A 15042-nucleotide genomic window follows, 5' to 3' on the forward strand; every position below is an offset into this window, starting at 1 on the left:
AGTTTAGATTATCTAAAAATTTTATTTATAAAACGAAGGAGTTTCCATGGAACAAAATTACTTTTCTAACTATCCGTTTGCAGAATTGTCTGCACAGGATGGACTTTCTTGTCTTAAGATTTGTACTTATGCATACGCGTACCCAGAAGCAGATAACATCCATGATGCAGATTGGCATAAAAATTATCTTACATTTAATATTCCTGCATTTAAAGCTGAAATTGACGAGGTTATTTTAGAAGGGCGTACAATAAAGTACTATCTTAACGAGTTAAAGAAATTCTCAGCTTTAAAGCAGAAGAAAGTACTTTTTGAACCCACTGAACCCTATTTTGGTTTCACATTGACTATGAATGGAAGAAAAAATGTTAGTGTAGATGGGTTTATACAGTATCCCGCTGGCTGGGGAACAGAACTAAAGTTTGAATTTGAAACAGATTTAACTTACATAGATGCGTTTATTCAAGGGTTAGAATCCATTTTAATTCAGTATCCAATTAAAGAAATTTAAATTATATAAATCAAAGAGGTAATGTATTGTATGAAAAATTGGTTCAAAAAACATGCTAACAATAAAAAAATTGAGGATAATACACCTTGGCAATTAGATAACGTTTACAAAAGAAACAAAGAATCTCCTTATACATTTTACAAGCCAAGCAAAGCGGTGACGGATAAATTAAAAGCGGGAGACCTGGTGAAGTTAGTTTTCTTTAGTGATTCAGATACAGATGGTTACAAAGGAGAAAGAATGTGGGTGGAAATTACGGATAGAAACAAAGAGAACTTTGTTGGAAAGCTTGATAATGAACCTTATCATTTAAAGAGCTTAAAACTTGGTCAAATCCTGCATTTTGGCACTGAACATATTTGTGATACTGAATATGAAGACGATGACGCTGAAAAGATGGACTATTACTTTAATGCTCTCGTAACAGTTAGCAATGATGTTTTAGAAAGAAACGAGTTTAATTTTCTGTTAAAGGATAAACCAAATGAACCGAATGATTCAGGATGGGTTATCTTTAGCGGATACGAAGAAGATGAGTTCAACAGTAATCCAGATAATTTTCAAATTGTAGCTCTAGGAGTTGTTTTAAATGTTGATGACTCAATTTTAGCTTTTATAAATGAAACACCGCTATGTGCTTACGAAAGAAATGAGTTTGGGCAATTTAACAAAATTCATGACTACGATTGGGAAACGTACCTTAGTGTGTGAAGCCTTGAAACTAGTAACTTGAAAAGTTTGTATGACAAGCGGATGGAGGGGAAGAAGTTGTTCTTTTTCCTTTTTTTTCGCTTCTACATTAAATCAACTACTATCACACTGATTCATAGCTACTTTAAACTTGGGATGCAAAATTGTAAAGTTCTAGGATAAACCATAAGGCATTACTTAATTACATATAAAATGATACGTACTGGCGTATTCAGGAGATTGCGATTAAGTGAGCGGTCATTTTAACCATTTCTAAGATATAATCTATAGCTTGTACATATTTCAGCTCATTTGACTTTAAAAGCATCATTCAGTCGATTTTTAAGAGTTCTGTTTACAGCTCCAAATTAAACTCATGGGAGTAAAAACAGCTGACTTGAAAACAAATCTACACACTTTAAAGAAAAAGCAAAAGGTGATAGACATTTCAAGGATCTAAGAGTAAGGGAGACCTCAATGATTTTATTTCTTTTTCTAGTTTACATAATATATATTCTAGGAACCAATTGATAAAACACAAATTCTGTCTCATTATAAAAGTATGCTTGTTATATTGAGACAGAATTTAAAAATGAGATAGGGTTCGTATTTATATGATCTAACTCACTAAACTAATTAGCAACAAGATTTGTTCTAATTGAACAATTGCAGATATGATTTTATAGAAATACATATGAATTTCACCAGTTTATTTTTAGGATTGATCAGTTCGATTGATGTTTAGATTATATTTAGAGAGTTTGAAAAATGAATGACTTATATAAATTAAATTTTACACTCATTCATTTTTTCTCATCGTATTCTCAATGAACCTTTTGCAAAACGATGAAATCTGTTTGTAATTAATATCTTAAGGATTTATTTGCTACTGAACGTATATTTTTCATTTAGTACATATGTTTGCATTAAATGGATTTTTATTCATAAACAAAAGTAAAAACCTCGTATTTTCTGTAATAAAATACAGTTATAAGTATTTTTATTCTACCTAATTCCTTGTTAAAATCACTATAAACCCCTTTCCTATCAGCTTTTTAGTGATTTTAGTTGTAGTTTCCTTTTTCATCGGGTATAATATTAAACAAATAGATGACGGTATAAATTGGATGTCATTATCCAGTTTTAAAGGAGCGATACTCATGAACATTACAATTTATTATGGAAATCATGAAGATAAAACAATTCACACAATGGATTGTCACGTAGATATCGATTTAGATGATGAAGATATGGTAGCTTTAACAGAAGCTCGTTAATGAATATATAAAAGGCTGTGGATGCTTTTCATCTGCAGCCTTTTATTTTTTTGCTCCCCCTCTTCTTTTCCACCTTTTAATGACCGCTGCGTTTTAAGATCATTAGCTACTTTTATTATAAAATTTCAAATTCTCCGTTAACTTCTCTTTACTTTTCGACACATTTTTTGTATCATTAGACAAGAGCATATGTTCGATTTATTTTTTATCGTATTGATGATCACAAGGAGTGTTTTTGAATGACGGTACGAAAAAGAAAAAGAAAGAAGCTCCCTCCTACCCTATCCAATACAGGCTTTATTGGAGCAACGTTTGCTGATACAGATGAATTAGCACGCAACGAATATCACTTTCCTCGCAAACAAATGAAAATTACCCATCATGTCTTAGATGCTTTGCTTCAAGGGGCAACGCACTTATTTCAACAGCATAAAGTTGAAGCCGCTATCTCATGCGTGTATCTGCCCAAGTACAAAAAGATCGGTTTGGTTCTTTCTAAACAACCTTTTGGCCGCGATGAAGGCATTGGGTATTTTATTAATTACTTAAAGGAAATCGGACATATTGAATGGGTTGAAAAAACGAAAGACTACGAAATACATAATACGAGTTTTATCGGCGTGGTATTTGCAGATCTAGAAAAAATTGCTAAGTTCACCTTCGACTTTGAGTTAGAATTACTGTCGAAGTTCGTCAAGGACTTAATTATTCCCGCTAAAGAGCTATTCTTGCAGCATAATGTAAAAGCGTATCTCTCAGGCGTTGAAAATGAAGATCAGCATAAAGTAGGGTTTGTTTTATCGATTAAGCCTTATGATGAACGTAAGGAAGCAGACTTATATTTTGTGGAATACTTAAAAGAACGTGGTTTATACGAAGAGGACGAGTCTGAAGAAGAGCTAGTACCTATTCATACAAAATGGAGCTTATTTAAATAACATATGTTATACCCGCTGTCGTAATAAGACAAGCGGGTCTTTTTTTTGCTTTTTTACTAAAACCCAAAACAAATTAGTAGCAAGTACTAATAGTTAGTAATATAATAATAGTAATGATAAAAAATCATTGATATCTATAATATAAGGAGTCGTTTTTATGATTCAACTAAAAGATTTAGTTCCAAGTGAACATTACAACTTAACAGAGGAAATTGAAAAACATGCATCTGATCAGCTTGCGCTAAAGTGGCAGGACGCTGACGGTGTGCGTGAGGAAATTACATATAACCAGCTGTTAGCAAAAGCAAATAAGGTGGCAAACGGGCTAACGGAGCTAGGATTAACAAAAGGTGATCACGTGTTGGTTATCGCACCTCGCCTTATTGAATCGTATGCTATTTACTTAGCATGTTTAAAAGCAGGTATTATTGTAATTCCTTCTTCAGAACTATTACGCGCAAAAGATATCCAATATCGTTTACATCACGCTGAAGCAAAAGCGATTATTTCTTACCATCCTTTCTGCAATGAGATCGATAAGATTGAAAACTTCCCTACTTCTCTACAACATAAAATTACATTTGGTGCTGATGTTACGTCGTGGACGCGCTTAGAGTCACTTACAGTGGATGCATCACAACAGTTCCAAGCAGCTAACACAACTAAGGATGATACGGCATTCCTTCCTTATACATCTGGTACAACAGGACAGCCAAAAGGCGTTGTTCATACTCATGGATGGGCTTATGCTCACCTTCGTATCGCTGCTGCTGAATGGTTAGATATTAAAAAAGGCGATACGGTCTGGGCAACAGCAGGTCCTGGTTGGCAAAAATGGATTTGGACTCCGTTTTTATCTGTACTTGGACAAGGTGCAACAGGCATTATCTATAACGGACGTTTTGAACCTAAAAAGTTTTTAGAAATTTTACAGGATGAACAAGTAAACGTACTGTGCTGCACGCCAACAGAGTATCGCTTTATGGCTAAAATTGATGAGCTTGAACGTTTTGACCTGTCTCACCTTCATAGCGCTGTATCTGCCGGAGAACCGCTAAATGAAGAAGTAATTAATGTGTTTAAAAAATATTTTAATATCCAAGTACGTGATGGATACGGCCAAACGGAAAATACCCTTTTGATTGGTACCTTAAAAGGTGTAAAAACGAAGATTGGTTCAATGGGTAAACCAATGCTTGAAGGGTTTGTAGAAATCATTAATGAAGACGGCGAGCCTTGTGAGCCTGGAGAAGTTGGAGACATTGCCGTTCGTAGAGACCTCCCTTCTCTTTTCAAGCACTACTATAAAGACATGGAGCGCACTGAGAAAACGTATAAAGGAAACTACTATTTAACAGGTGACCGCGCTTCTAAAGATGAAGAGAACTATTACTGGTTCCAAGGACGCGGAGATGATATTATTATCAGTTCCGGCTATACAATTGGGCCGTTTGAAGTTGAAGATGCGTTAATTAAGCATCCAGCAGTGAAAGAATGTGCCGTTGTAGCTAGTCCAGATGCTGATCGCGGCCATGTAGTAAAAGCGTATGTTGTTCTTGTTGATCATGTAAAAACAACAGATACAGGGTTTATTAAAGAGCTGCAAAATCACGTAAAAACTCTTACTGCACCTTACAAGTATCCTCGCGTAATTGAATTTATTGATGAATTACCAAAAACTAATTCAGGTAAAATTCGACGTGTGGAACTTCGTGAACGAGAGCAACAAAAAGCATAATAAATGAAAAAAAGACGTATCTGTTAGGATACGTCTTTTTTTATTAGATAGCACGCTGTGAAGTACGAACATCTACCGTTAAAACACCTGTATTTACGTTTGCATATGCTTTAATGATGACAGGATAATCTTTGTTGTTTGTGAACTTAAAATCAGGTCCTCCCCACGATACGGTCGCATCTCTTCCCGCAGGTACATAACCTACATGTTTTGAATGGTGAGACCTAGCTGTCACTTGAAGACCAGCGCCGTCAATCGCGTTAAATAACGTAGAAGATGTTTGACAAATACCTCCGCCAATTCCCATCACCAGCTGTTTATTGATAATTTCAGGAGCAGGCTGATAGCCTCTTTCTGCTGTGCGCTCCCCAACTGTTTGATTATAAGAAAATGAATCTCCTGGTCCTAACACAACGTTATTAATTGCTTCTGCTGATAGCTGAACATTTCTATTTCTGCTTGTATCACTTGGACGAAAACGTGTAGAATACGAAGCTAATGATACATCGGCGATCCCTTGAGCAGATGCTGCCGTGACATTTGGAGCGGTTTCGTATATCGGAACCTTTACCTCCAATTGTTTCGTATTTAAGTTCTGGAGATTTTTAACAAGTTCTGCTTCTTTTAAGATGATTTGCTTGGATCCGCCAGTCAACGATCCATTTTCATCTATTTTTATGTTTTGCATAGGTGTATCGATCCCTTTTGCCAGCTCAGACGCTAACTGTTTAATTTCTTGATCATATACACCTTTATCCTTGTAATGAACCGGCTTGAATTCTTTCATTACTTCTCCTGTACGGGAATCTTTTAACTGATACGTCAGTTCTTCGACTTTAAGGACTGGCTTTTTCTTTTTCTCAGCCTTTTTTTCTGGTTTTTTAGCCGCTTGTTTTTGTTCTATCGCAGCTGTTTGCTTTGCGGAATGATTTGTATACATGCCGTACGCAATAAACGCACTAACAATTGTCGCGCCAAGCAAGAGCGCCCCTAAGACTTTCTTCATGTAATTGAATCCCCCCATATCTCGGCTTTACCTCAATATGTTTTTTCTATAAAAATATGTATACATTCATTTTATACAAACATCTTATAAAAGACGATCTGCCAAAGTGAATACTCACCATTTTTTATATTTTTTTCTTTATTCAACACATGAGGTAAAGCGGAATGATGTTCATAGACCCCATTTTTTCTTATGAACTCAATAGAAAACAAATGTTGTATGCGTTTCCTGTTATTACTATTCTTATATATAATAGCACGAAAACAAGGATTTTTTAACGAATTATGGTAATTATTTTAAAATTTTTCTGACAATTTTCGCGGTGTTGTTCATTTTTCTATGGGCATTATACATGGTATAATGGTAAAAATGGAATTTGTTTTATGAGGAGGATTTACGCTTGACTGAACGTTATAGCAAAGAAGAGATTAGTCATCAGCTAGAAAGTATAGATCATGTAAAAGAAGCTCTTTTAAAATATAAAAACACCGTAATCGGTGAGAAATATGATTTGCTTCCCTACCATTTAACTTCAACAAAAGAGGCAATCTTAAAGACGATTCACGATAAAAAAAGCTGTATTGTTAGCGATATCACAAAAGTACTTGGGCTCTCACCCGGTGCTATCACCATTGTATTAAATCAATTAGAAGATGATGAGCTTGTGAATCGTATATATAAAAAGCAAAACCGCCGAAGCGTGTGGGTAGAGTTGACGGAAAAAGGCGAAAAAGTTGTCGAAATATTGCAAGCTACTCGTGTCGATTTTTGGTCAGATTTACTTTCACACTTATCAGAAGAAGAAAGAGATCAATACTTTCACATTATGAAAAAAATATCTCAAAAATTACAGCAATAAATATAAAAAAAGCGGCTATAAGGCCGCTTTTTTATTATGCGTGTGCTAAGGCTTGTTTTTTCACTTCGTTTTTCAACACTTTTCCTACACTGTTTTTAGGAAGTGATGAAACAAATACAACAGTTGGCACTTTATATGGTGCTAGTCGTTCTTTACAGAAATTCACTACGTCTTCTTCAGTTAGAGCTGACGCTGCTTGTTTAACAACAAATGCATATGGAACTTCGCCGTACACATCATCAGGCATGCCGACAACTGTCGCTTCTAACACACCGTCTGCTGCTAGAACAACTTCTTCTACTTGATCTGGGTAGATGTTGTCTCCTCCATATACAATTACATCTTTATAGCGTCCTTCAATATAAAGAAATCCGTCTTCATCTAATCGACCTGCATCGCCCATCGCTAACCAGCCATCTTGTAAGACAGCATTTGTTGCTTCTTCGTTTTGCCAGTAGCCTTTAAATAGATAAGGGCTTCGTACAAGCACTTCACCTTTTTCTCCAGTTGGAACTTCTTGACGTGTTTCTGGGTCTACAATTTTAACTTCCACATGTGGAGCCGGTTTCCCAGCTGAGCTTACTTTCTTCCATCCCATTTGAGGATGCCATGAACTGATAATCCAAGCTTCTGTGCTTCCGTATCCTTGAGCTAAAATCATTCCGTTACGGTCATATTGTTCGATTAAAGACTCTGATACTTTTGTTCCGCCTGACACAGCAAGTTTTAGAGGGAAATCATAGTGATCTCCTTTTTCAAGCTCTTCTACGATGTATTTTAATGCTGGTGGTAGTGCAAACAGCATTTTAATGTTTTCTTTTTCGATTACCTCAATTACTTTAGCTGGATCTGTTTCTTCAGAACATACCATTGTGTTTCCTGTGTTAATGCACATAAATAAAATGCTCATCGAACTCATGTGGAAGAATGGATGAACAAATAAATAGCGCATGCTTTTATCAATATTTGCACGTTCTTCCTGTCCGCCAGAGTTTAAAAAGGCACTTACCGATCCGTGTGCAATCATACATCCTTTTGATTTACCTGTTGTACCTGATGTAAACATCATTAATGCTAAATCTTCAGGAAGTACTTCAGGAAGTGCTTCTGGTGTGTTTGTGTTATACGCTGAGAATTGAGTTGTAAATTCTTTTGCATCCTCAATTTTTAACGTAAAGCTAAGTCCAGCCGTTTGTTCCGCTTTTTCTAATACAGACGTAAATTCATTGTGGTGGATAATCGCTTTTAACTGTCCGCTTGTAATAATGCTATCAAGCTCATAAGGTGTCATGCTCTTACTTAATGGAACAACGACTGCTCCCACTTGTAAAATCCCCATTGTAACAACTGGGTAAGCAATGCTTGTATGAGCTAAAATACCAATACGATCTCCTTTTTGAATTCCTTTCTCTAAGAAGTAATGAGACAATTGATTTACTTTTTCATGAAATTCATTAAATGTATAACGTTCATTATGTTCAACTAGTGCTTCATGTTGAGGAGAAATCTCTGCACGTTCTGCGACTAAGTATTGTAATGTGTTCATTTTATCCTCTCCTTTGTCCGCTCGGACTAAATATTTCGTTCGTGAATATTTTAATGACTAAAACATAATAACAAAAAATTTTTCCGAAGTAAAAGTTTAAAATTATCAAAATGTGTTTATATAGGTTGTATCGGGAAATGTTAAAAGAGATACTGTTTTTAAGAAGTGTTGTATTACCAAGGGTTTGAGAAAAATTTACAAAATTTAAACAGTTCAGACACTGGGTTTAATGAACTATTTTTTTCCTTTTTTTGTTTGTAAATTAGTTTTTATTTCTTGTTTTTCATTTTTTTAATATATTTTCTTACTTTCCCCTTATTCACCGGATTTTGAGCTCATTCATTGAATGAAAACGGTGAATATGAAACAATAATATATAAGTATTTGGATTTGAAAGGAGCAAATTTAGACATGAAAGTTCTTGTAATTGGTGCGAATGGTCAAGTAGGCAAACATATTGTAAACATTTTGAATGAAAGTGATGTGCACACTGTACGTGCGATGGTTCGTAAAGAAGAACAAGCAAAAGAGCTTGAAGCAAGAGGTGTAGAAACGGCTTTTGCAAGCTTAGAAGGCACTGTACATGAAATTAAGGAAGTGATGAAAGGCTGTGACGCCGTTATCTTTAGCGCAGGATCAGGCGGCAGCACAGGTCATGATAAGACACTTTTAATTGATTTAGATGGAGCAGTAAAAGCGATGGAAGCTGCAGAAGATTTAGGAATTAAACGATTTGTGATGGTAAGCGCCCTTCAAGCACATCACCGTGAAAACTGGAATACTTCACTAATTCCTTACTATGTAGCCAAACATTATGCAGATAAAATCTTAGAAGCAAGCGGATTAACATATACAATTGTTCGTCCAGGCGGATTGTTAAACGAACCAGGAACAGGACGTGTAGATGCTGGGGAGAACAAAGAGCGCGGATCCATTCCTCGTGAAGATGTCGCGCGTGTGGTAGTAGAAACGTTAAGTGAAGATCATACATTCGGACGTTCTTTTGATTTAGTTTCAGGTGATACACCTATCACAGAAGCTATTCAATCTATTTAATATAAAAAAGCAGCGAATGCGTATTCGCTGCTTTTTATTTATCATTTAATACATGTATTAAATGATAAATTACTTTTGCTGTCAGTCCCCATATGACTCGATCTTCATAGTAATAAAAATGTTCTTCCATCTCTCTTGTTTGCCAATTATAATTTTCACCACCAATAATCGCGTCATAAGGAAAATTATGTTCGGGTTCTACTCTGAAATTAATATTGTGTATATCAGGTTCGGTACGCTGAAAAAAAGAAAGAGGCACGGTAAATACTTCTGCTACTTCCGAAGGATTCGGTCGAAGTTCAAGCAACTCATCAATGAAACCTACATAAGGATAAATGATTGTTCCGAATTGAGAAACAATATAATCTAAAGCTTGTACGTGCTGAATAGATTGGGGTGTAATCCCTAACTCTTCAGAGGTTTCACGGATAGCCGTTTCTTTTTCATCTGCATCCGTCTTTTCAACACGCCCTCCTGGAAAACAAATTTCTCCGGGCTGTCTACGTAAATCGAGCGCTCTTACTTCAAATAAAACTTGTAGTTCCCCTTGTTTTTCAATAAGCGGAACAAGAATGCCGAAGCGGGAGAACTGCTCCATCCCAAGGATTGTCGGCATCCGGTTTTCTAACTTAGCTATAATGCGGGATGCATCCATACGTCCACTTCCTTTCACAAAATGAATTATCAAAAGAATAGCGAGTTATAAGCTGCGATGTCAACTAACCTGCAAAAGAAAGCTGTTATCTTTATTATATGAAGAGATGTATTGAATTGACACTACAATTGATAAAAATATATAACATAAATATAAATAAAAACAGATAGCACCGGCTACCTGTCTTTTTGTCTTGTTTTTAACAAACCATAAATAAGTAAAAAGAATGCCACCACACTGATAAGCAATCCTCCTACTTGCTTATCAGTGAGTCCAAAACGAAGCTGAAGCCAAAAGATAACCAAGCAAATCAAAATGACGCTGGTAGCTAAATAAAAGTAAATGCTGTAGAAAAACGGATTCGTTCTTTTCCGTTTGTAGACAAGTAGTGAGATGCCTATATACGTACCCAATAGTGTGAGTAATACAACAACTTCCGTTAATGTTCTCACTGCATTCTCCCCTCTCCCTTTTTTCTTCTATACCCCGTTTCTTCTTTTATCAAAAGGTAAAAAGGTATTCATAAAAAACCGCTTTTACGACATAAGGCGGTTTTCTCGCTACGCTTTATCCTGAATTATTTCCTTTTTTACATCGGTCGTTTTCATCTTACTAACATCAGCTGCTTTTTTACAAAGGCGTTTGTATTATACATCAAGAGCAAAGGTAATGACCGCTTCACAAGCTAATTCGCTGCCTACAAATGCTTTTCCTTTTCCTTTTACAATCTTTCCGCGCTGCTTAAGAATCTCAAATTCTAAGCGTAGTGTATCTCCTGGCCTTACTTGACGCTTAAAGCGACATTCATCTATTCCTGCTAAAAAAGCAAGTCTTCCTTTTTGATGGTCATCCGTAGCCATGGCAAATCCGCCGAGCTGAGCAAGAGCCTCCACAATAAGTACACCAGGCATTACCATGTAGTCCGGGAAGTGACCTTGAAAAAAAGGTTCATTTGCTGTTACTTGTTTAATTCCTACAGCAAGCTTTCCTTCTTCTTGCTCTAAGATGCGATCAACAAGTAAAAAAGGATAGCGGTGTTGAAGGGTATGTTTTATTTGTTTTATATCTTTCATATGTATCGCTCCTTTTTCTTATAATAAAGGGTCCTTACCGTCAAATGCAGGAAACGTATCTGGATGAAGAAGCGGCGCGAGTTTTTTTAACCCTAACAGCAATCGAGGTGAAGGACGACAATACAGCCATTCTTCTAGTACATATACACGATGTTCTTTTATGGACGGCATGTCAGACCAGTTCGGTCTCTTGTGTAAAATCGTTGGATTTACTTTGTTTGTCTGTACGCCTACCCAAGCCAAACACACGTGATGTGGATTTCGTTTGAGCACTTCTTCCCAATCACTCTGTACATTTGCTTCTTTGTGATCAGCAAATATATTTTCTCCTCCCGCTAACGCGCTAATTTCGGTCAGCCAGTTTGCTTTTCCAGGAGTAAAAACGGGTTTTGGCCACCATTCCCAGTATACAGTGGTTTTTTCGATTTGACGTGCCATTCCTTTATATGTAGAAAGAAACTGATCATACCGCTCTAACAGTTCAGCTGCTTTTGTTTCAATATTTAATCGCTGGCCTAAATCCTGTAGATTTTGACGGATATCTTCTAGCGAATTAGGATTATATACGACGTAAGGTATCTTTCGTTTTTTAAGTTCTTCAATATTTCGCTCCATTCCAGGAACGCTTAGTGAAGCTAGGACTAAATCTGGCTTGGCTTTTTCCACCGCATCCATATTAATAGATAAATCGGGACCTAAACGCGGCAGACCTCCAATAGACTGCGGCCAATCGGAATAATCATCAATTGCTACGAGCAAATGCTCACATTTTAAATACGCTATTAGTTCTGTATTGCTTGGACAAAGCGAAACAATTCGCATATTTCCCCTCCTGCATCCATTTCTTTTTTTTCTATTATACAATAGATTTCCATATAAAAAGCAGAGACTTTCACTGAAGTCTCTGCTTTTGGTGCTCTTTCTTATCCACCCATCGCACGATAAAAGAAATAAAAGAAACCCAAACAGCCAAGTGAACTAATGCTTGTAGTCAAAATACCGATTGAAAGCAGCACCTGTCCGTCTCTTTTTTGTTTGTATCGCAGCATATAATAAAAAGCTAAAAGGGTGCCAATAAGTAAATAAATAGCCCATATGTAAGGTAGATTCTTTAGTTGAAAGATGTATCCTTGATTAAATAATAAACAGTAAATAAAAAAAAGATTTACGATAAAAAAGATAGGAAGTACACTTTTATTCATCTATTAAACCCTCTTCTATTCTTTATTTTCTGCTATAGTTATCTTGTTTTGATTTCTCAGTTCATCCCGTATTTCACGTAAATATTGATTTCTCTCTTTCATTCGCTTTAACACTATAACAATAACAGCTATCATACCAGCAATGATTCCTATATAAAGAACTCCAAACACTAAGATAGGTACTACACCCCAAAGCTCTATCTCATCCCTCCTACTTTTTGGTTATTACCTTATTTTACCGTATTTTGTAAAGATGTCACGTCTTTTATCCATGAAAAAGGGAGTTTGAATATACATTCAAACCCCCTAAAGAGATAATAAAAAATAATATTTATTATAGCGCTTTGCTTTTGACACTTGCTCCCGTTCCGAAGAACTTATCAAAAATTTGATAAAGAGCAGACAGGCCAACTAACCAATAAATCGTTGTTACTAACCAATCCCAAGAGCCAAATAGCTCTTCTACTACATTCACGCCTAATGCTACAGCTAACCAATTTAAACCGCCTAAAATCACAAGAAGAGTCGTTAAACCTGAAAGAAATTTCACGTTGTCACCTCCTTGCGAACTGCATTAGGAAAAGCAGCTCATGTTACATCTTATGCGCTGTATAGATCAGTATATGCATAGGCGCTATGTAAAATAGTTATAAAGAATATGTAATTTATTCTTTTTTATTTCCTTATTGTGCAGCTGCTGCTTTCCCAATTTGCTTAATCGTTTCTACATGCATCGCTTCGTGATAGAAACTGAATAAAAACGTTTCGCCAACTGTTGTAAAGTTGATGCCCGCTTTATTTGTAAAAGGTGTGATTAACTGCTTATCAAACTGTCCCGGCATGAACTCTTTAATACGGCGTGCTTGGTCTTTCAACACATTCGCAATTTCTTCAAGAGAAGGAGCAGCCTCCGTCCAATCAGCAGGTTTTGTTCCTGCGCCGAAACAGCTTTCATAACTCTCTGGTGTTTGCATCGGTTCACCAGCTAAGCCAAACACAAGCTTTTCTTGAATAAAGGCAATGTGTCCAAGATTCCAGCGAATATTGTTATTGAACCCTTTTGGTGTGATGTCCGCTGCCTCTTCTGTTGTTTTTTCAAGGATACTAATCGTAATTCCTCTTACAACGTCCATATGTTTTAAAATCATGTTTTCCATCGTCTAATCTCTCCTTACGTTGTCGTATTAGATAAACTATTCAATGTCTATTGTGCACAAATTACCCCTTAAATGCCACTCATAACATTTAAACCTTAAAATAAAAGAAAATTCAAAAGAAAATCCCCCTATATAAAAACTAGGGGGATTTTTTAAGCAGAAGACTTTAAATTTGAGACAGGTCCTTTGTTTGGCTTCGGTTTTAGCTGACCAAGCTTATTTTTCAGATAATCTTTTAATGCGCCGCGTTTTCTCTTGCGTCTTTTATCACGATTTTTAATAGTAATCTCCTCCTTTCCTTTTAGTTTTAAGACCTGCGTATTAAATGGATTCTTCTTTTATACATAAAATCCTTTTGAATTCTCAAATTTACCTTCATGTAATTCTTTCCTTTTTACAAAAAAAGACCAAAGTATCAAAACTTTGATCATTCAAGCTACATACGTAATCGATCCAATAGTGGAAATAATAGCGCTGTTTCTGTCATACCAAACAACAGGTTCGTATCTAACCGCCAAATAACTGAGGTGAGCGGTGTGAAGTCTGACAATTTCATCTGACAGGTAAGCTGATTGCTTTGCGTTGTCTTTTCTCTTTAAATTTAACACTTCAATAATTCTTTCCCGCGTCGTAATTCCAATTCCATGACCAAAATATAGAGTTTCATCTAATACAATGGTGTTTTCACCTTTCCACTGGGGAGTATCAGGGTTATAATCAGGGTTTTTAAAATACGCACAGTCTCCGGGCAAGTAGTCAGATCCTTTATAACCATGGAGCTCAAGATCTTCATCGTATTGCCAATCGTGTAAGTAAAGATCAGCAAAAAGCCTGTTAAAATTTGCTTTTCCAATATTATTTAATACAGCTTTGTAAAAGATGATGATAACAGCCGTCGCGCACTCAAACGCGTATTCGTGTCCGTTGTAAAAAATATCATCGATGGCCTGATGAGGAGAAACGGTAGGTAGTAGCTGAAACCCTCCGTTATCGGTTCGTTTCCAACACTTTTCGTTGCACCTAGAACGGGCGAATGTAGCAAACCTAGCGCCGCTTTTGCGCAGCAACACAGACGATTCAATAATTTGTAATTTAACAGATACATCAAAATCAAGCTGGTCAAATGTAGCATACTCATACACTTCCCTATAGGCATCCATTTGTTTTAAAATGTCTGCTTTTTCTTTTGTTAACGAACTATTATTTAAATCGCTTATTTTCACAATTTGTTGATTAACTTTAATCATAGACGTTCTCTCCTTTACAGAAAATGATATCAATCACCTTCTCTAACAGGATATTGATAAAAATTTTTTTTGTGTATCTTCATTTAT

At 36.0% G+C, this 15042-nt stretch carries 16 protein-coding genes; 6 read left to right on the forward strand and 10 right to left on the reverse strand.

Annotation, left to right across the window (positions count from 1 at the left end; translation table 11 throughout):
- Positions 1-46 precede the first annotated feature (46 nt).
- The 4 genes from ACWATA_RS12220 (at position 47) to mbcS (ending at position 5154) form a co-directional block, all read left to right on the forward strand.
- Positions 47-511 carry a WapI family immunity protein gene (locus ACWATA_RS12220; protein ID WP_098112645.1) on the forward strand — a complete coding sequence of 155 codons (465 nt, stop codon included), beginning with the start codon at positions 47-49 and terminating at the stop codon, positions 509-511.
- Positions 512-541: 30 nt separating this feature from the next.
- Positions 542-1222 (forward strand): immunity protein Imm33 domain-containing protein, encoded by a 681-nt coding sequence (locus ACWATA_RS12225; RefSeq protein WP_473049880.1) that lies wholly within the window; start codon positions 542-544, stop codon positions 1220-1222.
- Between the two features lie 1495 nt (positions 1223-2717).
- Complete coding sequence (locus ACWATA_RS12230) at positions 2718-3416, forward strand: hypothetical protein (RefSeq protein ID WP_473049881.1); 699 nt, start codon at positions 2718-2720, stop codon at positions 3414-3416.
- Between the two features lie 157 nt (positions 3417-3573).
- On the forward strand, positions 3574-5154 hold the full coding sequence (gene mbcS, locus ACWATA_RS12235) for an acyl-CoA synthetase MbcS (RefSeq protein WP_155008102.1): 1581 nt from the start codon (positions 3574-3576) through the stop codon (positions 5152-5154).
- A 43-nt stretch (positions 5155-5197) separates the two neighbouring features.
- Here the strand turns inward: mbcS and ACWATA_RS12240 are convergent, their stop codons facing one another.
- Positions 5198-6160: a VanW family protein gene (locus tag ACWATA_RS12240; protein ID WP_033579048.1), complete on the reverse strand. Its 963-nt coding sequence runs from the start codon at positions 6158-6160 to the stop codon at positions 5198-5200.
- A gap of 400 nt (positions 6161-6560) precedes the next feature.
- Between ACWATA_RS12240 and ACWATA_RS12245 the strand changes: the two genes are divergently transcribed.
- A complete protein-coding gene (locus tag ACWATA_RS12245) occupies positions 6561-7019 on the forward strand; it encodes a MarR family winged helix-turn-helix transcriptional regulator (protein ID WP_013057155.1) in 459 nt (152 codons plus the stop codon).
- A gap of 34 nt (positions 7020-7053) precedes the next feature.
- On the opposite strand, the gene ACWATA_RS12250 is transcribed toward ACWATA_RS12245, so the two are convergent.
- A complete protein-coding gene (locus tag ACWATA_RS12250; protein ID WP_033579047.1) occupies positions 7054-8565 on the reverse strand; it encodes a class I adenylate-forming enzyme family protein in 1512 nt (503 codons plus the stop codon).
- Between the two features lie 411 nt (positions 8566-8976).
- Here ACWATA_RS12250 and ACWATA_RS12255 point away from each other — a divergent pair, with 411 nt between their 5' ends.
- Positions 8977-9621, forward strand: a complete 645-nt coding sequence (locus ACWATA_RS12255) for an SDR family oxidoreductase (protein WP_028413280.1) — start codon at positions 8977-8979, stop codon at positions 9619-9621.
- Between the two features lie 34 nt (positions 9622-9655).
- Here ACWATA_RS12255 and ACWATA_RS12260 read toward each other — a convergent pair whose 3' ends face one another.
- From ACWATA_RS12260 to ACWATA_RS12295, 8 genes are all read right to left on the reverse strand, one after another.
- Positions 9656-10276 (reverse strand): NUDIX hydrolase, encoded by a 621-nt coding sequence (locus ACWATA_RS12260; protein WP_310876453.1) that lies wholly within the window; start codon positions 10274-10276, stop codon positions 9656-9658.
- A gap of 176 nt (positions 10277-10452) precedes the next feature.
- On the reverse strand, positions 10453-10728 hold the full coding sequence (locus ACWATA_RS12265; RefSeq protein WP_014459988.1) for a hypothetical protein: 276 nt from the start codon (positions 10726-10728) through the stop codon (positions 10453-10455).
- A 195-nt stretch (positions 10729-10923) separates the two neighbouring features.
- The gene (fabZ, locus tag ACWATA_RS12270; RefSeq protein ID WP_028413283.1) at positions 10924-11349 is read right to left on the reverse strand and encodes a 3-hydroxyacyl-ACP dehydratase FabZ; all 426 of its coding nucleotides are present in this window, start codon (positions 11347-11349) and stop codon (positions 10924-10926) included.
- A gap of 18 nt (positions 11350-11367) precedes the next feature.
- Complete coding sequence (locus ACWATA_RS12275) at positions 11368-12171, reverse strand: cobalamin-binding protein (RefSeq protein ID WP_028413284.1); 804 nt, start codon at positions 12169-12171, stop codon at positions 11368-11370.
- Between the two features lie 101 nt (positions 12172-12272).
- Positions 12273-12551, reverse strand: a complete 279-nt coding sequence (locus tag ACWATA_RS12280) for a hypothetical protein (protein ID WP_048020820.1) — start codon at positions 12549-12551, stop codon at positions 12273-12275.
- A gap of 334 nt (positions 12552-12885) precedes the next feature.
- On the reverse strand, positions 12886-13101 hold the full coding sequence (locus ACWATA_RS12285) for a DUF378 domain-containing protein (RefSeq protein ID WP_013057146.1): 216 nt from the start codon (positions 13099-13101) through the stop codon (positions 12886-12888).
- 133 nt (positions 13102-13234) lie between these two features.
- Positions 13235-13708 (reverse strand): DinB family protein, encoded by a 474-nt coding sequence (locus tag ACWATA_RS12290; RefSeq protein ID WP_473049882.1) that lies wholly within the window; start codon positions 13706-13708, stop codon positions 13235-13237.
- A 431-nt stretch (positions 13709-14139) separates the two neighbouring features.
- Entirely contained in the window at positions 14140-14955 is an 816-nt protein-coding gene (locus ACWATA_RS12295; RefSeq protein ID WP_221817429.1) for a protein-glutamine gamma-glutamyltransferase, read from the reverse strand.
- Between the last annotated feature and the right edge of the window lie 87 nt (positions 14956-15042).

This window comes from Priestia sp. USM5 (genome assembly GCF_058323215.1).